General features: G+C 71.5%; 15 protein-coding genes. 13 read left to right on the top strand and 2 right to left on the bottom strand.

Annotated elements, in window-relative coordinates:
* Positions 1-90: 90 nt before the first annotated feature.
* From OHT51_RS17325 to OHT51_RS17310, 4 genes are all read left to right on the top strand, one after another.
* Positions 91-702 (top strand): response regulator transcription factor, encoded by a 612-nt coding sequence (locus OHT51_RS17325; RefSeq protein ID WP_003948568.1) that lies wholly within the window; start codon positions 91-93, stop codon positions 700-702.
* Between the two features lie 319 nt (positions 703-1021).
* Positions 1022-1609 carry a sigma-70 family RNA polymerase sigma factor gene (locus OHT51_RS17320; protein ID WP_328879860.1) on the top strand — a complete coding sequence of 196 codons (588 nt, stop codon included), beginning with the start codon at positions 1022-1024 and terminating at the stop codon, positions 1607-1609.
* Between the two features lie 165 nt (positions 1610-1774).
* A complete protein-coding gene (gene guaB, locus OHT51_RS17315; RefSeq protein ID WP_328879859.1) occupies positions 1775-3280 on the top strand; it encodes an IMP dehydrogenase in 1506 nt (501 codons plus the stop codon).
* 104 nt (positions 3281-3384) lie between these two features.
* Entirely contained in the window at positions 3385-4509 is a 1125-nt protein-coding gene (locus OHT51_RS17310) for a GuaB3 family IMP dehydrogenase-related protein (RefSeq protein WP_328879858.1), read from the top strand.
* A gap of 65 nt (positions 4510-4574) precedes the next feature.
* Here the strand turns inward: OHT51_RS17310 and OHT51_RS17305 are convergent, their stop codons facing one another.
* Positions 4575-5783, bottom strand: a complete 1209-nt coding sequence (locus OHT51_RS17305) for a nucleotide sugar dehydrogenase (RefSeq protein ID WP_328879857.1) — start codon at positions 5781-5783, stop codon at positions 4575-4577.
* 262 nt (positions 5784-6045) lie between these two features.
* Here OHT51_RS17305 and OHT51_RS17300 point away from each other — a divergent pair, with 262 nt between their 5' ends.
* Positions 6046-7752: a glycerol-3-phosphate dehydrogenase/oxidase gene (locus OHT51_RS17300; protein ID WP_328879856.1), complete on the top strand. Its 1707-nt coding sequence runs from the start codon at positions 6046-6048 to the stop codon at positions 7750-7752.
* Positions 7753-7828: 76 nt separating this feature from the next.
* Here OHT51_RS17300 and OHT51_RS17295 read toward each other — a convergent pair whose 3' ends face one another.
* Positions 7829-8920 carry a serine hydrolase domain-containing protein gene (locus tag OHT51_RS17295; protein WP_328884353.1) on the bottom strand — a complete coding sequence of 364 codons (1092 nt, stop codon included), beginning with the start codon at positions 8918-8920 and terminating at the stop codon, positions 7829-7831.
* 210 nt (positions 8921-9130) lie between these two features.
* On the opposite strand from OHT51_RS17295, the gene OHT51_RS17290 reads away from it, so the two are divergent.
* The 8 genes from OHT51_RS17290 (at position 9131) to OHT51_RS17255 (ending at position 25028) form a co-directional block, all read left to right on the top strand.
* On the top strand, positions 9131-11257 hold the full coding sequence (locus tag OHT51_RS17290; RefSeq protein ID WP_328879855.1) for a serine/threonine-protein kinase: 2127 nt from the start codon (positions 9131-9133) through the stop codon (positions 11255-11257).
* 185 nt (positions 11258-11442) lie between these two features.
* Positions 11443-14262 (top strand): protein kinase, encoded by a 2820-nt coding sequence (locus tag OHT51_RS17285; protein WP_328879854.1) that lies wholly within the window; start codon positions 11443-11445, stop codon positions 14260-14262.
* Between the two features lie 163 nt (positions 14263-14425).
* Positions 14426-16111, top strand: a complete 1686-nt coding sequence (locus OHT51_RS17280; protein ID WP_328879853.1) for a serine/threonine-protein kinase — start codon at positions 14426-14428, stop codon at positions 16109-16111.
* A 370-nt stretch (positions 16112-16481) separates the two neighbouring features.
* Positions 16482-17726, top strand: a complete 1245-nt coding sequence (locus OHT51_RS17275; protein WP_443052499.1) for a serine/threonine-protein kinase — start codon at positions 16482-16484, stop codon at positions 17724-17726.
* A gap of 119 nt (positions 17727-17845) precedes the next feature.
* Complete coding sequence (locus OHT51_RS17270; RefSeq protein ID WP_328879852.1) at positions 17846-19561, top strand: serine/threonine-protein kinase; 1716 nt, start codon at positions 17846-17848, stop codon at positions 19559-19561.
* Between the two features lie 38 nt (positions 19562-19599).
* Positions 19600-21420: a serine/threonine-protein kinase gene (locus OHT51_RS17265; RefSeq protein ID WP_328879851.1), complete on the top strand. Its 1821-nt coding sequence runs from the start codon at positions 19600-19602 to the stop codon at positions 21418-21420.
* A gap of 137 nt (positions 21421-21557) precedes the next feature.
* Positions 21558-23171, top strand: a complete 1614-nt coding sequence (locus OHT51_RS17260) for a succinic semialdehyde dehydrogenase (RefSeq protein WP_328879850.1) — start codon at positions 21558-21560, stop codon at positions 23169-23171.
* Between the two features lie 48 nt (positions 23172-23219).
* Entirely contained in the window at positions 23220-25028 is a 1809-nt protein-coding gene (locus OHT51_RS17255; RefSeq protein WP_328879849.1) for a GMC family oxidoreductase, read from the top strand.
* Positions 25029-25078: the final 50 nt, after the last annotated feature.

The raw sequence follows: 25078 nt of genomic DNA, 5'->3' as shown, positions 1-25078 counted from the left end.
GCACGCGTCCGAGGCGGTCGACCGCACAGGTGACGATTTCGTACCAGCCTGGAGGCTCAAGGTGACGTGCATCAGCTGCGGAGGGCGGCCATGACATCCGTCCTCGTCTGCGACGACTCCCCGCTTGCCCGAGAGGCGCTTCGCCGCGCGGTCGCGACCGTGCCCGGCGTCGAGCGCGTGACGACGGCGGCCAACGGCGAGGAAGTCCTCCGCCGCTGGGGCGCCGACCGCTCGGACCTGATCCTGATGGACGTACGCATGCCCGGTCTGGGCGGCGTCGAGACCGTGCGGCGGCTGCTGTCCGCCGACCCCGGTGCGCGCATCATCATGCTCACGGTCGCCGAGGACCTGGACGGCGTGGCGCTCGCCGTCGCCGCCGGTGCCCGCGGCTATCTGCACAAGGACGCCTCGCGCGCGGAGTTGCGCGCCACGGTGACGCAGGCGCTGGCCGACCCCACATGGCGGCTCGCCCCGCGGCGGCTGCGGTCCGCCGAGATGGGTGCGGCGCCGACGCTCACGGCGCGTGAGATCCAGGTGCTCGAGGGTATGAGCCATGGTCGTTCCAACGCGGAGATCGGTCGGGAGCTGTTCCTGTCCGAGGACACCGTGAAGACGCACGCCCGGCGGCTGTTCAAGAAGCTCGGTGCGTCGGACCGGGCGCACGCCGTGGCGCTCGGATTCCGGTGGGGTCTGGTTCGCTGAGAACTCGGTCCTGCGGCCCGTTGCTGTGTGCGGGTCGTTTGTGGCTGGCCGCGCCCACGCGGCGGAGCCGCATGATGTCGCGGCCCGCGCCCCTTTGGGGGCGCGGTTGCGAGGCCGGTCAAGGGGTCCTGTCGGCGCCCGGTGCTCGTTTCGCCGCGGATGCCGCATCCTTGAGAATGTGGAGTCTCTCGGGGACGAGTCGGTCGAGCGGAAGGGGAGGGCGCAGGGGATGAGTTCTGCCGCACCTGCTCATAACGCTTCGGTGCACAACGTCGGACACGATGCCACGGACCAAACGGCCGCAAGGCACCATGGACCGATGCGTGAGGACGAGGCGGCTTATGCCCACGGGGCGATCGGAGCACTCGTCCATCGCGCCGTGGACGGGGACGAGCAGGCCACGCACGATCTGCTCGCGCACGTCCACCCCCTGGCCCTGCGCTACTGCCGCACCAGGCTGTCCCGTCTGCCTGGCGACGCCCGTCACTTCGTCGAGGACCTCGCCCAGGAGGTCTGCGTCGCCGTTCTCCTGGCGCTGCCGCGCTACAAGGACACCGGCCGCCCCTTCGAGGCGTTCGTCTTCGCCATCGCCGCGCACAAGGTCGCGGACCTGCAGCGGGCGGCGATGCGGCACCCGGGTTCCACGGCGGTCCCGTCCGACGAGATGCCGGAACGCCCGGACGACTCCCTCGGCCCGGAGGAGCGGGCGCTGCTCAGCAGCGACGCCGAGTGGGCCAAGAAACTGCTGGCCAACCTGCCCGAGAACCAGCGGGAGCTTTTGCTGCTGAGGATCGCGGTGGGGTTGACCGCGGAAGAGACGGGTCAGATGTTGGGAATGTCACCCGGCGCCGTCCGGGTGGCCCAGCACAGGGCGCTGAGCAGGTTGCGCGCGCTGGCCGAGCAGTAGTGCTCCGTCAGTGCTCCCTTGAGTGCGCCCCCAAATGAACAGGCCTCACTCCGGTTCCGTACGAACATACGAAGCCCGAGGTCGGCCGCAACCGTGGAATTTGCGCTCCATGCTTCCCGTTAGCATGGACATCCGCACCGATCAAGGCCATTTGGGGAAGGTGTCATGACTGCCAACGTCGACGGAGTGCCCGGTAAATTCGCAACCCTCGGGCTGACCTACGACGACGTGCTGCTGCTGCCGGGTGCATCCGAGGTGCTCCCCAACGCGGTCGACACCTCGTCCCGTATCTCCCGCAATGTCCGTGTGAACATCCCGCTGCTCTCGGCGGCCATGGACAAGGTGACCGAGTCCCGCATGGCGATCGCCATGGCCCGCCTGGGCGGCGTCGGCGTGCTGCACCGCAACCTGTCCGTCGAGGACCAGGTCAACCAGGTCGACCTGGTGAAGCGGTCCGAGTCCGGCATGGTCACCGACCCGATCACGGTGCACCCCGAGGCGACCCTCGCCGAGGCCGACGCCCTGTGCGCCAAGTTCCGCATCAGCGGTGTCCCGGTCACCGACCCGGCCGGCAAGCTGCTCGGCATCGTCACCAACCGCGACATGGCCTTCGAGACGGAGCGCGGTCGTCAGGTGCGCGAGGTCATGACGCCGATGCCGCTGGTCACCGGCCATGTCGGCATCTCCGGCAGCGACGCGATGGAGCTGCTGCGCCGCCACAAGATCGAGAAGCTTCCCCTGATCGACGAGGCGGGCGTCCTCAAGGGCCTCATCACGGTCAAGGACTTCGTCAAGGCCGAGAAGTACCCCAACGCCGCCAAGGACGCCGAGGGCCGACTCCTCGTCGGGGCCGCCGTCGGCGCCAGCCCCGAGGCCCTGGAGCGCGCCCAGGCACTCGCCGGGGCCGGTGTGGACTTCCTGGTCGTCGACACCTCGCACGGCCACAACAGCAACGCCCTCAGCTGGATGTCGAAGATCAAGTCGAGCGTGAACGTCGACGTGATCGGCGGCAACGTCGCCACCCGCGACGGCGCGCAGGCGCTGATCGACGCCGGTGTGGACGGCATCAAGGTCGGCGTCGGACCAGGCTCCATCTGCACCACCCGCGTGGTCGCCGGCATCGGCGTCCCGCAGGTCACCGCCATCTACGAGGCCTCCCTGGCCGCGCGCCCCGCGGGTATCCCGCTGATCGGCGACGGCGGCCTGCAGTACTCCGGTGACATCGGCAAGGCGCTCGCCGCCGGCGCCGACACCGTGATGCTGGGCTCGCTGCTGGCGGGCTGCGAGGAGTCCCCGGGCGAGCTGCTGTTCATCAACGGCAAGCAGTTCAAGTCGTACCGCGGCATGGGCTCCCTGGGTGCCATGCAGTCCCGTGGCCAGGGCAGGTCGTACTCCAAGGACCGCTACTTCCAGGCCGAGGTGGCCTCCGACGACAAGCTCGTGCCCGAGGGCATCGAGGGCCAGGTGCCCTACCGCGGTCCGCTGGCCAACGTGCTGCACCAGCTCGTCGGCGGTCTGCGCCAGACCATGGGCTATGTGGGCGCCGCCACCATCGAGGAGATGGAATCCAAGGGCCGGTTCGTGCGGATCACCTCCGCCGGCCTCAAGGAGAGCCACCCGCACGACATCCAGATGACGGTCGAGGCGCCGAACTACAGCCGCAGCAAGTAGTCGGCAGACTCCTTCGAGGGCGGTCCCGGTGCACCGGGACCGCCCTTGTCGTACCCGTCGGCGATACTGGAAGACGCTGAACGCAACAGGGAAAGGCCACAGACGTGACTGAGATCGAGATCGGGCGCGGCAAGCGCGGGCGCAGGGCGTACGCCTTCGACGACATCGCCGTCGTCCCCAGCCGCCGTACGCGGGACCCGAAGGAGGTCTCGATCGCCTGGCAGATCGACGCCTACCGCTTCGAGCTGCCCTTCCTGGCCGCCCCCATGGACTCGGTCGTCTCCCCGGCCACCGCGATCCGCATCGGCGAGCTCGGCGGCCTCGGCGTGCTGAACCTCGAAGGCCTGTGGACGCGGTACGAGGACCCGCAGCCGCTGCTCGACGAGATCGCCGGGCTGCCCACCGAGGCCGCCACGCGCCGCCTCCAGGAGATCTACGCCGCTCCCATCAAGGAAGAGCTGATCGGGCAGCGCATCAAGGAGGTGCGCGACGCGGGCGTGGTCACGGCCGCCGCGCTCTCCCCGCAGCGCACCGCCCAGTTCTCCAAGGCGGTCGTCGACGCGGGCGTGGACATCTTCGTCATCCGCGGCACGACGGTCTCGGCGGAGCACGTCTCCGGTTCGCACGAGCCGCTCAACCTGAAGCAGTTCATCTACGAGCTCGACGTCCCGGTGATCGTCGGCGGCTGTGCCACGTACACCGCGGCCCTGCACCTGATGCGCACCGGCGCGGCGGGCGTCCTGGTCGGCTTCGGCGGCGGCGCCGCGCACACCACGCGCAATGTCCTGGGCATCCGGGTGCCGATGGCGACGGCGGTCGCGGACGTGGCGGCGGCCCGCCGTGACTACATGGACGAGTCCGGCGGCCGGTATGTGCACGTGATCGCGGACGGCGGCGTCGGCTGGTCCGGCGACCTGCCCAAGGCGGTCGCCTGCGGCGCGGACGCTGTGATGATGGGCTCCCCGCTCGCCCGCGCGACCGACGCGCCGGGCAGGGGCCACCACTGGGGCATGGAGGCGGTGAACGAGGAGCTGCCGCGCGGCAAGAAGGTGGACCTCGGCACGGTCGGCACGATCGAGGAGGTCCTGACCGGGCCGTCCCACACTCCGGACGGTTCGATGAACTTCTTCGGTGCGCTGCGGCGGGCGATGGCCACGACCGGTTACAGCGAGCTGAAGGAGTTCCAGCGGGTCGAGGTCACGGTCGCGGACTCGCAGCACCAGCGCTAGCCGCCACGCGGTTACGCCCAGGTCAGGGAAGGGCCGGTCACTCCGAGTGAGGTGACCGGCCCTTCTTACAGCCGGTGTGCCGCCCCCGTGGGTGCCGCGCCCCGCGTGTCCAGCAGCAGCTGTGCCTTCACCGACAGGCCCTGCAAGTCGTACGTCCGATGCTGCTGGAGCAAGATCGTCAGGTCGGCGTCCGCGACCGCCTCGTACAGGGCGTCCGCGCGCGGGACCGGGCGGTCCAGGACGTTCCAGGACGGGATGTGCGGGTCGTGGTAGCTGACGCAGGCGCCCAGCTCCATCAGGCGGATCGCGACCTCCTGGGCGGGCGTGGACTGCTGGTCGGCCAGGTCGGGCTTGTAGGTGACGCCGAGCAGGAGGACGCGGGCGCCGCGCGCGGACTTGCCGTGTTCGTTGAGGAGGGTGGCGGCGCGCTGGACGACGTAGCGGGGCATCTGGCTGTTGACCTGCTGGGCCAGTTCGACCATGCGCAGGGGGCGGCCGGCGGGGCCGGTGAGGTCCTGGGGCACGGCGTGGCCGCCGACGCCGGGGCCGGGGCGGAAGGCGTGGAAGCCGAACGGCTTGGTCTCCGCGCAGCGGATGACGTCCCACAGGTCGACGCCCAAGTCGTGGCAGAGGACGGCCATTTCGTTGACCAGGGCGATGTTGACATGCCGGAAGTTGGTCTCCAGCACCTGCACGGTCTCGGCTTCGCGCAGTCCACGCGCGCGTACCACCTTGTCGGTGAGACGGCCGTAGAAGGCCGCGGCCGACTCGGTGCACGCGGGCGTGAGGCCGCCGATCACCTTGGGGGTGTTGGCGGGCGTGAAGTCACGGTTGCCGGGATCGACGCGGCTGGGTGAGTAGGCCAGGTGGAAGTCGCGGCCGGCGCGCAGTCCGGAGACCTCTTCCAGGAGTGGGCGCAGGACGCTCTCGGTGGTGCCCGGGGGTACGGGCGACTCCAGGATGACGGTGGTGTGCGGGCGCAGCTGCGCGGCCAGGGTGCGGGCGGCCCCTTCCACCTGGCTCAGGTCCAGCCCGCCGTCCGCGCCGCGCGGAGTCGGCGCGCAGATGACGGCGGTGCGCACGCGGCCGAGCTCGGCGGCGCTGGTGGCGTGACGGAAGCCCCCCGAGAGCATCCGGCGCAGTTCGGCGGGGCTGAGGGAGCCGGCCTCGGGCCCGGTCCGGTAACCGAGCGTGGGGATGCCGGCCGCGACGGCGGCCTTCGCCACGGGCAGGCCGTGCAGGCCGAGTCCGATGACGGCGAGATCTGAGGGCATGGCGTGGGCCGTCCTTCCCAGTAACCGAAGCGGTGCAGGTGCGCAAGCCCTGTGGACAGATCGAGGGAGCGCAATGTCAGACTAGGAGTAAATATGACCGATTTCCGGCATTGAATGATCGCGTTTCCGTGAGTGTTGTCCACAGGCTGGGGGTGCGTGGTGGCTGAAGCCGGGCAACCCGGTCAGACTTTGGGCATGGGGGGTACGAAGCGGGCTTCGCCCGACGGGTGCGGCCTACGCGACCGATGAGCGGGAGGCAGCGGTGAGGACAGCGACACTGGGGCCGGCGGAGCGCGCCGAGTCACTCGCATCAATGGCCGAGCACGAGCTGGACCTACTGGTCGTGGGCGCCGGCGTCGTGGGTGCCGGCACTGCCCTCGACGCGGCGACCCGCGGGCTCTCCACCGGCCTGGTCGAGGCACGTGACTGGGCCTCGGGCACCTCCAGCAGGTCCAGCAAGCTGATCCACGGCGGCCTGCGCTATCTGGAGATGCTCGACTTCGCGCTCGTGCGCGAGGCGCTGAAGGAGCGCGGCCTGCTGCTGGAGCGGCTGGCGCCGCACCTGGTCAAGCCGGTGCCGTTCCTGTACCCGCTGCAGTACAAGGGCTGGGAGCGCCTGTACGCAGGCTGCGGCGTCCTGCTCTACGACATCATGTCCATGGCCCGCACCCATGGCCGGGGCCTGCCCATGCACCGCCACCTCAGCCGCGGCAACGCCCTGCGCATCGCCCCCGCCCTGAAGAAGGACGCGCTGGTCGGCGCGCTGCAGTACTACGACGCGCAGATGGACGACGCCCGCTATGTCGCCACCCTGGTGCGCACGGCGTCGGCCTACGGCGCGAAGGTCGCCAACCGCGCGCGCGTGGCCGGGTTTCTGCGCGAGGGGGAACGCGTCGTCGGGGCCCGGGTGCAGGACGTCGAGGGGGGCGGCGAGTACGAGATCCGCGCCAAGCAGATCGTCAACGCGACCGGTGTGTGGACCGACGACACCCAGTCGATGGTGGGTGAGCGGGGGCAGTTCCACGTACGCGCCTCCAAGGGCATCCACCTGGTCGTGCCCAAGGACCGCATCCACTCCTCGACGGGCCTGATCCTGCGCACCGAGAAGTCCGTGCTGTTCGTCATCCCCTGGGGCCGGCACTGGATCGTCGGCACCACCGACACCGACTGGGACCTCGACAAGGCCCACCCTGCCGCGTCCAGCGCGGACATCGACTACCTGCTGGAACACGTGAACTCGGTGCTGGCGGTGCCGCTGACCCGGGACGACGTGGAGGGCGTGTACGCGGGACTGCGGCCCCTGCTCGCCGGGGAGTCGGACGCCACCAGCAAGCTCTCGCGCGAGCACACCGTGGCCCATCCCGTGCCCGGACTCGTCGTCGTGGCCGGCGGCAAGTACACGACGTACCGGGTGATGGCCAAGGACGCAGTGGACGCGGCGGTGCACGGGCTCGACATGCGGGTCGCCGAGTGCGTCACCGAGGACATTCCGCTGCTGGGCGCGGAGGGATACCGGGCGATGTGGAACGCGCGCGCACGGATCGCGGCACGCACGGGGATCCATGTGGTGCGGGTGGAGCATCTGTTGAACCGGTACGGGTCGCTGGCCGAGGAGGTACTCGAACTCATCGCCGCCGATCCCGCACTGGGGGAGCCCCTGCAGTCCGCCGACGACTATCTGCGCGCCGAGATCGTGTATGCCGCCTCGCACGAGGGAGCACGGCATCTGGACGACGTGCTGACACGGCGGACGCGCATCTCGATCGAGACGTTCGACCGGGGGACGCGGTGTGCGCGCGAGGCGGCCGAGTTGATGGCGCCGGTACTGGGCTGGGACAAGGACCACATCGAGCGCGAGGTCCAGCACTACGAGAAGCGGGTGGAGGCCGAGCGCGAATCGCAGCGGCAGCCGGACGACCTGACGGCGGACGCGGCGCGGTTGGGGGCTCCGGACATCGTGGCGCTGTAGCACGGCGGGGTGGGGCAGGACGTCACCCGAACGGGCTACGGAAGCCGGGATCTCTGCTCGAACCTCGGCCGTTCTATCAGGTGCGAGGGCAGAACTCGGCGGCGAGCAGCCGGGGTTCGAGGCCGGGATCTGCGATCGCCGTCGTGTTCACCCGGAAGGTCAGGACGCGACGACCGCCGACGGTGGCCGCGGAGCGCACGTAGCTGCCGGAGATGCGCCCGTTGTGCCCCCATACGACGGTGCCGCACGGCAGCTTCACCGGGAAGAGTCCCATGCCGTACGAGCCATGTGCGGCACGGGTGTCGAGCATCTCGCGCAGCCGGCGCGGGGGCAGCAGGCGGCCGTCGAGCAGCGCGGCGTAGAAGCGGTCGAGGTCGGCGAGCGTGGTCACCAGCTCGCCGGCCGCGCCGGCCACCCGTGGGTCGAGTGCGGTGACATCGGTCCCGTCGGCTGCGTAGGCGCGGCCGTGCGGGGAGGGGAGCGAGGTGCGGGAGCCAGGGAAGGAGGTGCCGGTCAGACCCAGTGGAGCGATGATGCGGCGTTCGGCCTCGGCGGCGTAGGAGCGGCCGGTGATCTGCTTGATGACCAGGCCGAGCAGGACGTAGTTGGTGTTCGAGTAGGCGTAACTGCCGGGGTGGGCAGGGGGGTGGGTGAGTGCGATGCGGACGGCCTGAAGCGGGGTGAGGGGGACGGTGCCCCCGGAGGCGGCGGCGAAGTCGTACAGGCCGCTGGTGTGGGTCAGCAGGGCACGAAGGGTCAGCGCGCGCCCGTCGTTGCCCGCCCCGCGCACCAGGCCCGGCAGGTGCTGCTCGACAGTGTCGGAGAGGGACAGGCGTCGCTCGGCGGCCAGTTGGAGGACGACCGTCGCGATGAAGGTCTTCGTGATGCTGCCGGCGCGGAAGTGGTCGGTGCGGGCGATGCCCTGGCCGGACCGGGCAAAGCGGGTGCCGCCGTCCTCGAGGGCCAGCAGGGCCGCGGCGGGTGCCTTGCCCCGGGTGACCAGCAGGGACAGCAGGGCGTTCGTCGCCGGTGCAGCGGAGGTCGGCGAGGCGGTGCGTGCCGACGAGGCGGTCGGGGAGGTCGCGGACAGACCGAGAAGGGCCGGGGACACGAGGCAGAGGACGGTCAGGCACACAGGTATGGCCAGTAGTGTCCGAAGCAGTGGCATCGCCGTTCGCGCCATGCGGGGTCCTTCCCTTGTCGCGGGTCATCATGCCGGGCAAGCGGAACCTGTGATTCACCGGGCTTCGGGTCTGCGGTGCACGGGCGGTTCGTGCCGTGCGGTCGGGTGGCGACGCGTGAGGCACCCTGGGCGTTGGGCACTTGTCGGGTGAGAGACAATGGAGGCTCTGTCAGGGCGGGTTGTATGAGGGGACGCATGTCGGAGGCGGAGCGGGCGGGGACATCCCGTCAGGACACTCGTCAGGACGACCGTGAGCGTCTCCTCGCGGGGCGGTACCGGCTGGGAGGAGTGCTCGGCCGGGGCGGCATGGGCACGGTGTGGCGTGCCGTGGACGAGACTCTGGGGCGGACAGTCGCCGTCAAGGAGTTGCGGTTCCCGTCGAGCATCGACGAGGAGGAGAAGCGGCGGCTGATCACGCGCACCCTGCGTGAGGCCAAGGCGATCGCCCGGATCCGCAACAACAGCGCGGTCACGGTGTTCGACGTGGTCGACGAGGACGACCGGCCATGGATCGTGATGGAACTCGTCGAGGGCAAGTCGCTCGCCGAGGTCATCCGCGAGGACGGCCTCCTGGAGCCCAAGCGGGCGGCCGAGGTCGGCCTGGCCGTCCTCGACGTGCTGCGCTCCGCGCACCGCGAGGGCATCCTGCACCGCGACGTGAAGCCGTCGAACGTCCTGTTGGAGAGCGACACCGAGCGGGTCGTACTCACCGACTTCGGCATCGCCCAGGTCGAGGGCGACCCCTCCATCACCTCGACCGGCATGCTCGTCGGCGCGCCGTCCTACATCTCCCCGGAGCGGGCCCGCGGCCACAAGCCCGGCCCCGCGGCCGACCTGTGGTCGCTCGGCGGGCTGCTGTACGCGTCGGTCGAGGGTGCGCCGCCGTACGACAAGGGCTCCGCGATCGCGACGCTCACGGCGGTGATGACGGAGCCGCTGGAGGAGCCGAAGAACGCGGGACCGCTGAAGGACGTCATCTACGGCCTGCTCACCAAGGACCCCGCCAAGCGGCTCGACGACGCCGGTGCGCGGGCCATGCTCAACGCCGTCATTCATGCGCCGGCGGCCAAGTCCGAGCCGGAGCCGGCGGACGCGACGAAGGTCGTGCCGCTGCCGCCGCAGCCCGACGCGCCGGAGAACAAGGGCCGTTCGGGTGCCGGTAAGCGGGGCGAGGAGGCCGGGGAGCGGTTGCGCGGGGCGCTGCGTTCCGTGCGCAAGGCCGCGGTGAGTGCGGGGGCGGCCGGGGCTGCTGCCGCTCGTACCAAGTCCGGGAGCGAGACGGCGGGGGCCGACGGGGCCGCGGCCGGTGGGTCGTCCACGGGAGTGGGCGGGGCCGGGGCGTCGTCGAAGGCCGGGAGTTCCGGCCGGACCTCCGGTGCTGGGGCTTCAGCTGCCGGGGCCGCCGGTGTGGGTGCCGGTGCTGATGCCGGTGACCGGGCCGGTGCCGGTGACAGTGCCGGTGAGCGGGACGGGCAGGCGGCGAACGGGCAGGGTGCGGGGAGCAGTTCGGGGTGGCCAAAGATGACGCCGCCGGATCTGCCGTCGCGGCCCGTGCCGAGGGCGCCGCTCACCGATGTGGTGCCGAAGCGGACGTTGGCGATCATCGCGGTGGCCGTGGTGGTTGCCGTGATCGGCGTGGTGCTCGCCCTCACGCTCGGCGACGACGACTCGACCGGGGCGGCGAGTGGCGGCGGTGCCAAGGCCTCCGCCAAGGCGAGCACGAGCGGCGACACCAAGAAGGACGACAAGGACAAGACCCGTACGGACGGGGAGAAGTCCGCGTCGGCCGGGTCGGGGTCGGGTTCCGGTTCGGAGAGCGGGACTACGCCGAGTGCCGGGACGGGTGCGACCGCCGGGAGCGGTGCCGAGGCGGGGTCCGGGAGCGAGAGCGGGGCCGCGTCGACGCACAAGGGGAGCCAGGGGTACTCGCTCGGGCTGCCCGACGGATGGAAGTTCCAGTCCACGGGGTCGGCCGGCGACCGGTTCACCGGGCCCGACGGGCAGAAGCTGCTGGTCGCCTGGACGTCCACGCCGAAGGGCGACCCGGTGGCGGACTGGAAGGACCAGGAGCAGTACATGCAGCGCTCCGAGTACAAGAAGATCCGGATAGAGGAGGTGGACTACCGCGGTTGGAACACGGCCGACTGGGAGTTCACCTATTCCGAGGGCGGGACGAAGTACCGGACGATCGACCGAGGGTTCGTGGTGAACGAGCAACTCGGATATGCGCTGATGTACACCGCGAAAGCCGCCAACTGGGACAGCGAGCTGCGTAAGGACACGTGGCAAACGCTGACGGACTCGTTCAAGCCGAAGTCGTGAAGTGAGCGAAATTCGGTTTGGGCTCGCCAAGGGCGCGATTGGGCCGTGAGATCCGGCAACCGTCATTTGCGAGTTGTCTCCGGCACGTATCGTGAGTGCTTGCGGACCGTACGCATCCAGTCGTGCGTCCGGAACGAGACGCAAGTCGAGCGGAATTGACCAACCGGGCGGCCGGGGGAGGCAACGTGGACGACTATGCGGGTCGGGTACTGGCCGACCGCTACCGCCTGCCGCTGCCGCCGTCCGACGAGTACGAACTCACCGAGTCGCGCGCCTTCGACACCTACAGCGGGCAGGAGGTCCTGGTCCGGCAGGTGCCGTTGCCGGAGGTCGTCGAGGCGGAGGTGCTCGACGCCGAGGGGTTGCCCGACGGTTTCACGGCGCGCGACACGCGCGAGCGCGGGTCGGGGCGACGGCCCTCGGCGCGTTCGAGCACGCGGCGGCCCAGCGATCCCGCCGTGCGGCGGGCGGTCGAGGCGGCGCAGGCCGCGGCCCGGATCCCCGACCATCCGCGGCTGGACCAGGTCTTCGACGTGTTCGCCGAGGGCGGCTCGCTGTGGATAGTGAGTGAGTTGGTGGGCGCGCGCCCGCTGGCCGCGCTGCTCGCCGAGAAGCCGCTGACGCCGTACCGGGCGGCCGAGGTCGCCTCCGACGTGCTCATGGCGCTGCGGGTCTTGCACGCGCACGGCTGGGTCCACCGGAACATCACCGCCCGCACGGTGCTCGTCTGCGACGACGGCCGGGTGATGCTGACCGGGCTCGCGGTCGGGGCCGCGGAGGAGGCGCTGTGCGGATATGACCCGGTGCCGGTCGAGGACGGTGCCGGGGACGGCGGGGCCGGGACATTCGGCGGCGGGGCGGCTTCGGGCGGAGAGTTCGGCGGCCCGGGTGATCCCGGGGCACCCGGCCGACACGCCGGCGGGACCGGGGCCGGCGTGGACCCCGAGGCGGCCCGGCGTGCCGCCATAGAGGCGCGTGCCACCGAAGGGCTGCCGCTGCCGGCGGCCGAGACGGGCCCCGCGACGGGAGCCTCGGGCGGCGCACCGGGTGGCGCTCTCGAAGCCGGTGGGGACATCAGGGCTGCGCGAGCCGGAGCCATCGCCGCGTATCGGGCGGGCGCCCGTGCGGCGGCCCGGGTGCAGGAGGCGCAGAACGGACGGGCGGCGTTGCCCGCGGGGCGCCCGGCGTCCGAAGACGACCGCGCCGCCCAGGCCAACGGCTCGGCGCAGCAGCCGTACCACTCCGGCAACGGCATCACCACGCCTCCGGGCCAGATCGGCGACCCGTACGGCACGCAGGCCACGCCCTGGCACGGGGCCGCACCGCGGACCGGGGCCGGTGCGGCCGCGCCGGACGAGGGCCGGGGCCGTACGGCACTTCCGCCGGCCGGGCCGGGCGCGCAGCCCGGGACCCCTGACGCCCCGTACGGCACAGGTGTGCCCGCGCCGGGCGTCGGTGGGTACGCCACGGGCGGCAGGCCGGCTCCGGGGCGTGAGGCGTCCCCTGCCGCGGGTGCCACCGCTCCGGCTCTCGGCGGCAACGGCCATCCCGCGCGGGGCGTGCCCACGCCCGGCGTCGGCGGGTTTCCCGCACAGGGCGCTCCTGCTCCCGGCACCCCGGGCTCGGCCGCGCGCGGCGTGCCCGTCACCTCCGGCGCCTCCACCGCGCCCCCCGGCGGCGACTCCGACCACCCCGCGACCCGCTGGGGCGACCTCGTGGCCGGTACTCCCGCCCACCGAGGGCCCACCACTGCGCTCGCCGCCGAGCGGGCACGGCAGGCGCGGATGGCTGTGGTCGGGCCCGTGACCGAGCGCTGGGCGCCGGAGCAGGCCGGGCCCGTGCACGAGAACTGGCAGCTGGCGGCGCCGATCGGGCCCGCGACCGACCTGTGGGCGCTGGGGGCGCTGCTCTTCCGGGCCGTGCAGGGGCATGCGCCGTATCCGGAGGAGTCGACGGCCGAGTTGGTGCAGATGGTGTGCGCGGAGCCGCCCGCCTATGCCGAGGAGTGCGGGCCGCTCAGGCCGGTCGTGGAGTCGTTGCTGCGTCAGGACCCCACCGAGCGCCTCGACTTCGAGGAAGTGCGCGGCTGGCTGCGCTCGCTCGTGCGGTCCGCGCCCGAGCCGGAGGCCGGCGCGCATGTCGTCGCCGCCCCGCCGGCCGACCCGAACCGGCTGCCGATCGTGCGGCGCCGGGGCGAGCTCGTGCGCAGGCGGCGGGCCGGGCTGCCCGCGCATCACGGGCGGCACAAGCGGGCCAAGCAGGAGCCGGCGTCCTCGCCGCGCAAGCTGGGAGGTACGTTGCTGGTGCTCGTCCTGCTCGGCATGGCCACGGCGATCGCGTACGCCATGCTGTTCATGCCGAAGGCCGACCAGGGCGACGGCGCCTCGGCGGACGCCGATCGCACCGGCGCGGCGGGGCAGGCGAGCGAGGCGCCCGACCAGTCCGCCGACGCGAGCAGCGAGCCGCGGCCCGACCAGACCTCCCCGGCGACCGACAACAGCCCTTCGGAGTCGGCCGGTTCGACCGAGACGCAGACCAACGGGCCCGAAGTCCCTGACGGCTTCACCCTGCGCAAGGACACGGCCGGGTTCCAGATCGCCGTGGCCAACGGCTGGGACCGCACGCCGGAGAACGGACGTGGGCAGGTGGTGTACGCGCACGGTGACTTCGACCTCATCGTCGTACCGGGGCGGGACACCACGGCGCAGTACGGCAGCGACCCCATGGTCTACCAGCGGGAGCACGAGCGGGAGTTGCAGCCGTACCGCGACTCCAGCTGGGCTTCCTCCAGTGGTCTGAAGACCATTCAGGTCGGGGAGCGGACCATGGCCGAGGGGCAGTTCACCTGGACCAACGACCAGGGGCGCGAGATTTTCGTGCGCAATGTCGCGATCCTGATCGAGGGGAAGTACCACGTCGTGCAGGTCCGCGGGCCGGAGGCCGAGCGGGACGAGGTGACGCGGTTGTTCGAGCAGGCGTCGGCGACCTATCAGGTCACCGGCTGATTTCTCGCGCAAACCCTGTGTGACAAAGGCTTGATGGTTGCTTCGCCGCGGGGAAAGCGACAACCATCACAGTGGGGTCTCCTTGGCACCCCCGTGGTTCCGGTCGAGTCGACCTGTCCTTAACCTGACCCTGTCAAGAGCATTGCGGGGCAACGTGAATCAGATGCAGGGCCAGCTCATTTCGGGCCGCTACCGGCTCGCCGACGCGATCGGCAGCGGCGGCATGGGCCGGGTGTGGCGTGCGCATGACGAGGTGCTGCATCGGGCCGTGGCGATCAAGGAGCTGACCGCCGCGCTCTACGTCTCCGAGAGCGACCAGGAGCGGCTCCTCGCCCGCACCCGCGCCGAGGCGCGCGCCGCCGCGCGCATCAACCACTCCGCCGTCGTCACCGTGCACGACGTGCTGGAGCACGACGGCCGGCCGTGGATCGTGATGGAACTGGTCGAGGGGCACTCCCTGGCCGACGCGGTCAAGGAGAACGGACGCGTCGAGCCGGCCGAGGCCGCCCGCATCGGCCTGTGGGTGCTGCGGGCGCTGCGCGCCGCGCACTCCGCGGGGGTCCTGCACCGCGACGTCAAGCCCGGCAACGTCCTGCTCTCCGAGGACGGCCGTGTCCTGCTGACCGACTTCGGCATCGCCCAGATCGAGGGCGACTCCACCATCACGCGCACCGGAGAGGTCGTCGGCTCCGTCGACTACCTCGCCCCCGAGCGGGTCCGCGGCCACGACCCGGGCCCCTCCTCCGACCTGTGGGCGCTCGCCGCGACGCTCTACACGGCCGTGGAGGGCCGCTCGCCCTTCCGCCGTACCTCGCCGCTGGGCACCATGCAGGCGGTGGTCGAGGAGGAAGCCGCCGATCCGCAGCACGCAGGCGCGCTCGCACCCGTGATCAGCGCCCTGCTGCGCAAGGATCCGGCCACCCGGCCCGGCGCCGCCGAGGCGGAGCAGATGCTGGCCGAGGCGGCGGAGGGACGACGGCCGAGCGCGGCGCAGGTGTACGTCCCCACACAGCACACGCGGTACGAGCCGGAGGCGCGCACGGAGTCCGGGCACGCCGGGGCGCACGTGCCCACCGGGGCACAGACGGCGGCGACCGGTACGCCGTACCCGCCGATGACCGGGCCCACGACGAGCGGCCCGCTGTACGACATCTCCGGCCTCGGCACGGGTGCCGGCCCCGCCCGGCCGTCGCGCAGGCGCCGTCGGCTGCGCACGCTCGCCCTCGTCATCGCGATCGCCGCGATCATCGGCGGGGGCACCGCTGTGGTGCTGCACAAGTGGGGCCCGGGGAGCGGTGGCACGCCCGCTGCTATCTCGCCCGGCTCCACGTCGAGCGAGTCGCAGCGCCCGGAGGCCGGCGTTCCGTCGTCCTGGAAGCGCTACGAGGATCCCCTCGGCTTCAGCCTCTATCTGCCCGCGGGTTGGGAGCGGGAGGTGGTCGGCAAGGAGGTCGACGGCCTCCAGCAGGTCGACTACACGCCCGACGGCGGCGAGCACTTCGTCCGCATCGCCGTCGACACCTCGCCCGACTTCGCGAACGCCTACGACCACATGGTCGACCTGGATCAGCAGGTGTCGCAGCGGTTGGTGGCGTACGAGAAGGAGTTCCTGAAGAGGAACCTCTACCGCGACCGCGACGGCTCCCTGTGGGAGTACACGTGGGAAGCGCAGGCCAAGGACACGCCCTTCCCCGGCCCGCGCCGCGCCATCGACCAGGCGTACATCGACCGGGACGGCACGGAGTACGCGATCTACATGTCCTCACCCGAGCCGGACTGGGCAACCGCACGCAAGCAGTTCACGGCGGTGCTGCAGGGCTGGCAGGCGAGCGGTGCCGGAGGCTCCTGAGCCGCCGAGGCCATGACGGCCCGGTGCGCCACGGCGTTTACGGGGCTCGCGGCTTGGTGTGCGGGGTCCCGAGGTCGGTGTGCGGGGTGCCGAGGTCTTCGGGGCGCCCCGCTCGCGAGGTTCCTCGCGGCGATTGGCTTCCGAAGCGCTGTCGCCGGCGACCGTCCCCGAAACCCTCCCGGCACATGCGCCCGAAGCCCTCCCCGGCTCTCGAAGCCCGGCACCCCGCACTGAACCCCGGTCGGGCAGCCAAGCCTCCCGGTGCCCCGGGCGAGCGCCCCGGCGGCGAGCGTCCCGCGGCTTTTGAAACCCTTTGCTGCTTTGCATAGTTGGCCGATCGCCGCCCCGGAGTCGATCCGTCCGGTGCTGCATGATGGGGCGCATGGGGACCGAGGGAGCCAACTTCCGTGTGATCGCGGGGCGTTACCGTCTCGAGGCCAGGCTCGGTCGCGGCGGCATGGGTGTCGTTTGGCAGGCGACCGATCAGTTGCTCGGACGAAGGGTGGCCGTGAAAGAGCTCCCCCTCGACGAGACGCTCTCCGCGGCCGAGGCCCGGCGAGCGCGTGAGCGCACCTTGCGCGAGGCTCAGGCGGTGGCGCAGCTGAGCCACCCGCACGTCATCGTCGTCCACGACATCCTGGAGGACGACGAACGCCCGTACATCGTGATGGAGTTGGTGGACGGCGACTCCCTCGCCGACCGAATGGCGGCGCACGGCCCCGTGGACGCGCCGGAGGCCGCCCGGATCGGCGCCGATCTGCTGAGCGCCTTGCAGACGGCCCACGCGGCCGGCGTCCTGCATCGCGACATCACCCCGGCCAACGTGCTCATCGAGAACGGCACCGACCGCGTCGTTCTCACCGACTTCGGCATCGCCCAGGTGGCCGGCGCGACCACGCTCACCGAGTCCGGGTCCTTCGTCGGCTCGCCGGAGTACACCGCACCGGAGCGGATGTCCGACTCCAGGACCGGCCCCGCATCCGACCTGTGGTCGGTGGGCGCGCTGCTGTGCGCGGCCCTGAGCGGTGAATCGCCCTTCCGGCGCGACTCGTTGAGCGGCATCGTGCTCGCCGTCGTGTCCGACGAGATCTGCCCGCCCGCGCAGGCGGCACCGATCCTGCCGGTCGTGCAGGGGCTGCTGGAGCGGGACCCGGCCCTGCGGCTGGACGCGGAGGCTGCCGAGCGGATGCTGAGGGAGTTCCTGGACACGGGGCGCGTGCCTGCGGAGAAACGGTTCGGCAGGTCCGCCGTGCGCGCGGTCGGCGGCGCGGAAGGCCCGTACTCGACGCGCAGCAAACTGGTCACCGTCGTGCTGGTCGCCGCGATGGCGGTCGCAGGGGTGTCGGCGGCGGCCCTGCTGGTGAGTCGGGGCGGGGACGGGGGTGTGGTGCCGCCCAGCTCGGCCCCGGGGACGTCGGCCGGGCCGACCGGGACCCCGAGCGCCTCCAGCCGCCCCGGAACGCCGAGTGCCTCCGGCAGAGCCGGCACGGCGAGCCCGTCCGGCAGACCCAGTACGGCAAGCCCCGCCACCAAGCCCGGCACGGTCACCCCCTCCAGCACTCCCACCACCCCCCTCTCGCCCAGCGCCACCTCCACGTCCACCTCCACCCCGTGACCCCTCGCGCCGACCAACCTCGGATAAAGCGGAGATAAGTTGCGAGCTGAGTCACGGCTCTGTGACCGGAAAGCATTCCCGCTGGATACGGGGGCGCTTACCGCGATATGGATGGACGCATGAGCAGCAACGGGGGCGCCCCTTACCGGTCCGACGAGCCGACGAGTTTTGAACTGCAACCGCCGCAGCCGAACCCGCCGGGCCCCGTTCCGCACCCGGACAACCCGTATGCGTCGCCCACTCAGGCCGTACCGCAGTCAGCCGTACCGCAGTCGGCCGTGCAGCAGCAGGCTGCGCCCCACCAGCCCGGGCCTCCCCGGCCCGCACCCGCAGGGTCCGACCCGGACCCCGGCACCGGACGTCTGATAGCCGGCCGCTACCGGCTGCTCGCCAAGCTCGGGCACGGCGGGATGGGTACCGTCTGGCGGGCCAAGGACGAGACGGTGGACCGCGAAGTCGCCGTCAAGGAGCCCCGCGTACCGGATCACCTTCCCGATCGCGAACGTGCCAACGCCTTCGAGCGGATGCGTCGCGAGGCCCGCGCCGCGGCCCGGCTCGACCATCCGGCGGTCGTGAACGTGCATGACGTCGCGGTCGTGGACGGCCAGCCATGGATCGTGATGGAGCTGGTGCAGGGCCGCACGCTGGGCGACGCGCTGCAGGAAGGCACGCTCGGCGCCCGGGACGCGGCGAGAATCGGCCTCGAAGTGCTCGGCGCGCTGGAGGCCGCGCACGCGGCGGGCATCCTGCACCGCGACGTGAAGCCGGACAACGTCCTCCTCGGCCGCCATGACCGCGTCGTCCTCACCGACTTCGGCATCGCCCAGATCGAGGGCGAGACCAACCTGACCGACACCGGCGGCTTCGTCGGCTCGCCCGAGTACATCGCGCCGGAGCGGGTGCTGGGCCAGCGGCCGGGACCGGCGAGCGACCTGTGGTCCCTGGGCGTCGTCCTGTACGCGGCGACGGAGGGGGTCTCGCCGTTCCGCCGCAGCAACACCCCGGCGACCCTCCAGTCGGTCCTCAACGCCACGCCCGCGCCGCCCGCCTCCGCGCAGGGCCCGCTCGCCGAGGCCATCAACGGCCTCCTCCAGAAGGACCCGGCCCGCCGCCCGAACGCCGCGCAGACGCGTGCGCTGCTGGAGCAGACGGCCAACCCGCCGGCGCCGGCCCCGACGACGCAGATCGTGCGGGTCGCGGAGGGCGCCAAGGGAGGCATCCTGCTCGGGCGCAAGGCGCTGCTCGGAATCGGGGCGGCGGTCGTCGCCGGTGCGCTGGCGGCGTATCTGGTGATCGCGGATCCGTTCGCGGGGTCCACGCCGGACGGCTGGACGCAGCGGGCGCACCCGAAGCTGGGTGTGACCCTGAAGGTTCCCGCGGCCTACCAGCTCACCAAGCCGGACGCCGACGACACGGACAAGAACTGGCTCACCTACTCCGACTGGAGCGGCAGCATCTGGGTCGGCGTGAGGCTGGCCCGGAAGTCCGAGGACACCTCGAACCAGATCAAGAACTCCGCGGCGGCCGAGATGTACGCCGACAACGAGCAGTTCAAGGAGCAGGGCAACTACGAACTCTCCATGCCCGACGGTCCTCAGACCGACACGAGGCAGACCACGTACCAGGGCAAACAGTCCGCCGAGAACACGGTCAAGTACACGACCGACGACACCCAGAACCCCCGCCCCCGCGAACTGAAGATCTTCTACTACAAGACCACGGCGGGCGACATGTACAAGGTGACGATCAGCTATCCGGGCAAGGGCGACTTCACGGACCGCGGACGTGAGGTGGCGCAGGCGACCATCGCGAACCTGGACATCGGCAAGCTCTGAACTGGCCAACGGCCCGCCCCGCAGGGTAGGCATGGTGCATGAGTAGCGACGGGGGCGGCACCGGCCCCAAGGGGCGTGTGATCGGCGGGCGTTACCGCCTGGTCGAGCGCATCGGCTCCGGCGGGATGGGCACCGTCTGGCGGGCACTCGACGAGCTGGTGGACCGTGAAGTCGCCGTCAAACAGCCGAGGTTGCCCGGCGACCCGGAGGAAGCGGGCCATCAGCGGGCCGCCCACCGCCTCTACCGCGAGGCACGCGCCGCGGCTCGCGTCGACCATCCGGCCGCCGTCTCGATTCATGACGTCGTCGTGGAGGACGGACTGCCCTGGATCGTCATGGAGCTGGTGCGCGGCGAGTCTCTGCACGAGGCCCTCAAGCGCGGCCCCGTTGAGGCGCCGGAGGCGGCCCGCATCGGCGTCGCCGTCCTCGGTGCCCTGCGCGCCGCGCACGCCGTCGGCATCGTCCACCGCGACGTCAAGCCGGCCAACGTGCTGCTCGGTGCCCACCGCCGCGTGGTCCTCACCGACTTCGGCATCGCCCACATCCAGGGCGAGGAATCCCTCACCGTCAGCGGCGAGTTCGTCGGCTCCCTGGAGTTCATCGCGCCCGAGCGGATGTCCGGCCGCGGCGCCGGCCCGGCCTCCGACCTGTGGTCGCTGGGCGTGCTCCTGTACGCCGCCGTGGAGGGCTGGTCGCCCTTCCGCCGTACGACCCTGGAGTCCACGCTCGCCGCGATCCTCGCCGCCGATCCGCCCGAGCCGAAACAGGCGGGGCCGCTGGGGTCACTGATCGTGCGGCTGCTGGTGAAGGATCCCGAGCTGCGCCCCGACGCGGAGGATGTCGGGGCAGTGCTGGAGGCGGTCGCGCAGGGGTGGCCGGTGCCGGAGCCCGCCGTGGGCTCGGCGGGGGCGGGGCCTCAGGACGCCTCGGGGCTGCGGGAGTTCACGGAGGACGCGGGGACGATACGACTCTCGGGCGCGACGGCTTCCGAAAGGGCAGCCTCCGAAAGGGCGACGGCTGCCGACAGGGCGACCTCCGAAAGAGCAGCCTCCGAACGGGCAGCGCCCGAAACGGCGGCCTCCGAAACGGCCGGTGACCAGGGGGCGCCGGGCCCTGAAGCGGCGCCCGCAGCAACCCCGGACGCGCCCCCGGCAGCGCTGCCCGAACCGGCGACCGCAGCCATGACCCCGGCCCCGGCCCCCTCCAGCCCCAAGGGCCGGTCCTGGCTGCGCCCCCTTCCCGTCGCCGTTCTGGGCGTCCTCCTCGTGGCCGGCACCTGGTTCACCACCTCCTCCTTCCTCGTCGACACCGACGAAGGCCCCAAGGAGATGGACCCCGTCCACACCTCGGCCCCCCTGGCGCCGGGCGAGACCACCCCCAGCTCCAACCCCAGCCCCACCTCCGGCGCCTGGATCGCGCACCGGGAGAAGGAGATGGACGCCGTGCTGTCCCTCCCGGCCGAGTACAAGGAGATGGCGCGGGAGGGCAGCACCACCGACCAGCCCCGCCTCGTCGTCTACGACATCGGCCTCGTCCAGGTCCGCCTCACCCTGTGGGACAGGTCGCCCCGCCCGTTGCTGGACCAGGCGCAGAACGCGCTCGACACCTGGGACAGCTACGACCACGACGCCAGTGGCCAGTCCACCCGCACCACCTTCAAGGGCTTCGACGCCGTCCAGTCCGACATCACCTACAACAAGGAGGAATCGCCGACCCGCGTCATGCAGCTGTTCGTGGTCACCGGTGACGAGCGCATGTACGAGCTGCGCGTCGACATGCCCAAGGGCACACCCACGGAGAAGAAGGGCACCGCGGTCTTCAAGGGTGCCCGTGACCGACTTGAGATCGGACCGGACTGAGCGCCATCTCCTCGTCCTCGCGCAACGCCCTGATCAGCGCGTTTACTGCCAGTGGACACTGGCAGCATGTGAGCACTCGGTGAATCCCCGTTACCGACGGGTACACAAAGCCTCCGTCGCGGCATACTCTGCGGCTCATGACGGACGCGCAGGCCCCGGCCAAGACCGGCACGAACCCCCTCGCCCCCGCCCCGGAGGGCGCCCGTACCGCCGCCGACGTGGTCACCCCCGAGCTGGTCGCCCAGCTCACCAAGGGCGTGGCCGGTTCCGGCCGTACCGCGAACCACACGCCGTTCACCGGCGAGAAGCTGGCCGACCTGCCCGAGTCCACGCCCGAGGACGTGCAGAAGGCGTTCGAGGCGGCCCGGAAGGCCCAGGCGGTCTGGGCACAGGTCCCCGTACGGCAGCGGGCCGCCGTCCTGCTCCGCTTCCACGACCTGGTGCTCGAACGCCAGGCCGAGGTCCTCGACCTCATCCAGCTGGAGACCGGCAAGGCCCGCCTGCACGCCCACGAAGAGGTGCAGGCCGTAGCCGTCGCGGCCCGCCACTACGGCCGTAAGGCTCCCGCCTATCTGAAGCCGAAGCGGCACGCGGGCGCCATGCCCACGCTCACGAAGGTCACCGAACTGCGCCACCCGCGCGGTGTCGTCGGCCAGATCGCGCCCTGGAACTACCCGCTGGAGTTGTCCGTCGGCGACGCGCTCCCGGGGTTCGTCGCGGGCAACGCGGTCGTGATGAAGCCCGACACCGAGACCTGCCTGACCGCCCTGTGGGCCCGTGACCTGCTCATCGAGGCGGGGCTCCCCGCCGACGTCTTCCAGGTCGTCCTCGGCGAGGGCCCGGTCATCGGCCCCGAGGTCGTCAAGCACGCCGACTACGTCTCGTTCACCGGCTCCACCCGCACCGGCCGCGAGGTCGCCCAGGGCGCCGCCGCCCGCCTGGTCGGCGTCTCGCTCGAACTCGGCGGCAAGAACGCGATGCTGGTCCTTGAGGACGCCGACGTGGAGAAGGCCGCCGCCGGCGCCGTCCGCGCCTGCTTCTCCTCCGCCGGCCAACTGTGCATCTCCATCGAGCGCCTGTACGTCCACGAGTCCGTCGCCGACGCCTTCGTGGAGCGCTTCGCCGCGCGCACCAAGGCGATGCGGCTCGGCAAGTCCCTCGCGTACGGCGCCGACATGGGCTCCCTGGTCGGCGAACGCCAGCTGGAGACGGTCACCCGGCATGTGGAGGAGGCCGTCGCCAAGGGCGCGAAGCTCGTCGCCGGCGGCACCGCCCGCCCCGACATCGGCCCGTACTTCTTCGAGCCGACGATCCTCGACGGCGTCGAGGCACCGATGGCCGTCTGCTCCGAGGAGACCTTCGGCCCGGTCGTCTCCATCTACCGTTTCAAGACCGAGGAGGAGGCGATCGAACTCGCCAACTCCACGCCGTACGGCCTCAACTCGTCGGTCTGGACGAAGGACGGCAGCCGCGGCCGTGCGGTCGCCGCCCGCCTGCGCACCGGCACGGTCAACGTCAACGAGGGCTACGCCCCCGCATACGGCAGCGTCCAGTCGCCCATGGGCGGCATGAAGGACTCCGGCCTCGGCCGCCGCCACGGCTCCGAGGGCATCCTCAAGTACACCGAGGCCCAGACGGTCGCCCAGCAGCGGCTGCTGCCGATGGCGCCCTCGCTGGGGATGGACGACGAGAAGTACGCCCAGTTCATGAGCCGCAGCCTGCGGCTGATGAAGGCGTTCCGCTTCCGCTAGAGCCCGCTCGACCGCACCGCCGCTTCACGCCCTCAATGAGGAGAGCAAGTGTCACAGGAGAACTCTGCCCAGAAACAGGACGACGGCTCCGGATACGACTATGACGTCATCGTCGTCGGGTCGGGGTTCGGCGGGTCCGTAACAGCGCTGCGCCTGACGGAGAAGGGCTACCGCGTCGGTGTCCTCGAAGCCGGCCGCCGCTGGACCCGCGAGACCCTCCCCAAGAACTCCTGGGACCTGAAGAACTACCTGTGGGCCCCCAAGCTCGGCATGTACGGCATCCAGCGCATCCACCTGCTGGGCAACGTCATGGTGCTCGCGGGAGCGGGCGTCGGCGGCGGCTCGCTGAACTACGCCAACACCCTCTACGTACCGCCAAAGGCCTTCTTCGACGACCCCCAGTGGCGTGACATCACCGACTGGCAGGAGGAGTTGAAGCCGTACTACGACCAGGCGCAGCGCATGCTCGGCGTACGGATCAACCCGACGATGACCCCGTCGGACGTCCACCTGAAGGCGGCCGCCGAGCGGATGGGCGTCGGCGACAGCTTCCACATGGCGCCGGTCGGCGTGTTCTTCGGCGACGGCAAGGACGCCGCGGGGGAGTCGCAGGCCGAGCCCGGCCAGGAGGTGTCCGACCCGTACTTCGGCGGGGCGGGCCCGGCCCGCAAGGCGTGCACCGAGTGCGGTGAGTGCATGACCGGCTGCCGGCACGGCGCGAAGAACACCCTCAACGAGAACTACCTCTACCTGGCCGAGAAGGCGGGCGCGGTGGTCCACCCCCTGACGACGGTCGTCTCGGTCACGGACGACTCACAGGGCGGCTTCGCGGTGGCGACCCTGCCGACCGACCGTGGGAAGAAGGGCGAGGGCAGGCTGTTCAAGGCCCGCAAGGTGGTCATCGCCGCCGGTACCTACGGCACCCAGACCCTGCTGCACCGCATGAAGGCGGGCGGCCAACTGCCGCACCTCTCGCCGAAGCTGGGCGAGCTGACCCGCACCAACTCGGAGGCCCTGGTCGGCGCGCAGACCGACAACCGGCGTTACCGCAAGGCGACGGGGCAGCCGAAGGTCGACTTCACGCGCGGAGTCGCCATCACGTCCTCGATCCACCCCGACGAGAACACCCACATCGAGCCGGTCCGCTACGGCAGGGGCTCCAACTCGATGGGCGGCCTGTCGATCCTTCAGGTGCCCTACGTGGACGGCCGTTCGCGGGCCGGCGCCTGGCTGGCGAACGCGGCCCGCCACCCCCTTCTCATGCTGCGCTCCCTGTCCAACCGCCGCTGGTCGGAACGGACCATCATCGGCCTGGTGATGCAGTCGCTGGACAACTCGCTGACGACGTACCTGAAGCCGGACGGCGTGGGCAAGGGCCTGCTGACCGCCCGCCAGGGCCACGGCGCCCCCAACCCCAAGCAGATCAAGGCCGCCTCGGAGGCCGCCTCGGTGCTCGCGGCCGACATCAACGGCTTCGCCGGTTCCAACGTCGGCGAGCTGATGGGCACCCCGCTCACCGCCCACTTCCTCGGCGGCTGCCCGATCGGTGACTCGCCCGAGACCGGCGTACTCGACCCGTACCACCGTCTGTACGGCCACCCCGGCATCTCGGTCGTCGACGGGGCGGCGGTGTCCGCCAACCTCGGGGTCAACCCCTCCCTGACGATCACCGCGCAGGCCGAGCGGGCGATGTCGTACTGGCCCAACAACGGCGAGGCGGATCAGCGCCCGGCGCAGGGAGCGGCGTACGAACGCCTCAAGCCCGTCGAGCCGCAGTCCCCGGTGGTCCCGGCGGAGGCCTTCGGGGCCCTGAAGCTGCCGTTCCTCGGGATGCCGGCGGTGCCGCCGAAGAAGTAGCGGCCGGCGACGCGACAGCGGACAACGGAGAAGGACCTGCGCCCCCCTCC

Origin of the sequence: Streptomyces sp. NBC_00299, from assembly GCF_036173045.1 — a bacterium.
GTDB classification, from domain to species: domain Bacteria; phylum Actinomycetota; class Actinomycetes; order Streptomycetales; family Streptomycetaceae; genus Streptomyces; species Streptomyces machairae.
Note: the sequence above shows the minus strand (reverse complement) of the source record. Positions and strands in the feature narration are given on the sequence as shown.

Coding starts and splice junctions, on each gene's coding strand:
- OHT51_RS17320 (WP_328879860.1), top strand. CDS start 1,022: ATGCGTGAGGACGAGGCGGCTTATGCCCACGGGGCGATCGGAGCACTC.
- OHT51_RS17275 (WP_443052499.1), top strand. CDS start 16,482: ATGATGGGGCGCATGGGGACCGAGGGAGCCAACTTCCGTGTGATCGCG.
- OHT51_RS17295 (WP_328884353.1), bottom strand. CDS start 8,920: ATGCCACTGCTTCGGACACTACTGGCCATACCTGTGTGCCTGACCGTC.
- OHT51_RS17325 (WP_003948568.1), top strand. CDS start 91: ATGACATCCGTCCTCGTCTGCGACGACTCCCCGCTTGCCCGAGAGGCG.
- OHT51_RS17270 (WP_328879852.1), top strand. CDS start 17,846: ATGAGCAGCAACGGGGGCGCCCCTTACCGGTCCGACGAGCCGACGAGT.
- OHT51_RS17290 (WP_328879855.1), top strand. CDS start 9,131: ATGTCGGAGGCGGAGCGGGCGGGGACATCCCGTCAGGACACTCGTCAG.
- guaB (WP_328879859.1), top strand. CDS start 1,775: ATGACTGCCAACGTCGACGGAGTGCCCGGTAAATTCGCAACCCTCGGG.
- OHT51_RS17305 (WP_328879857.1), bottom strand. CDS start 5,783: ATGCCCTCAGATCTCGCCGTCATCGGACTCGGCCTGCACGGCCTGCCC.
- OHT51_RS17260 (WP_328879850.1), top strand. CDS start 21,558: ATGACGGACGCGCAGGCCCCGGCCAAGACCGGCACGAACCCCCTCGCC.
- OHT51_RS17280 (WP_328879853.1), top strand. CDS start 14,426: ATGCAGGGCCAGCTCATTTCGGGCCGCTACCGGCTCGCCGACGCGATC.
- OHT51_RS17265 (WP_328879851.1), top strand. CDS start 19,600: ATGAGTAGCGACGGGGGCGGCACCGGCCCCAAGGGGCGTGTGATCGGC.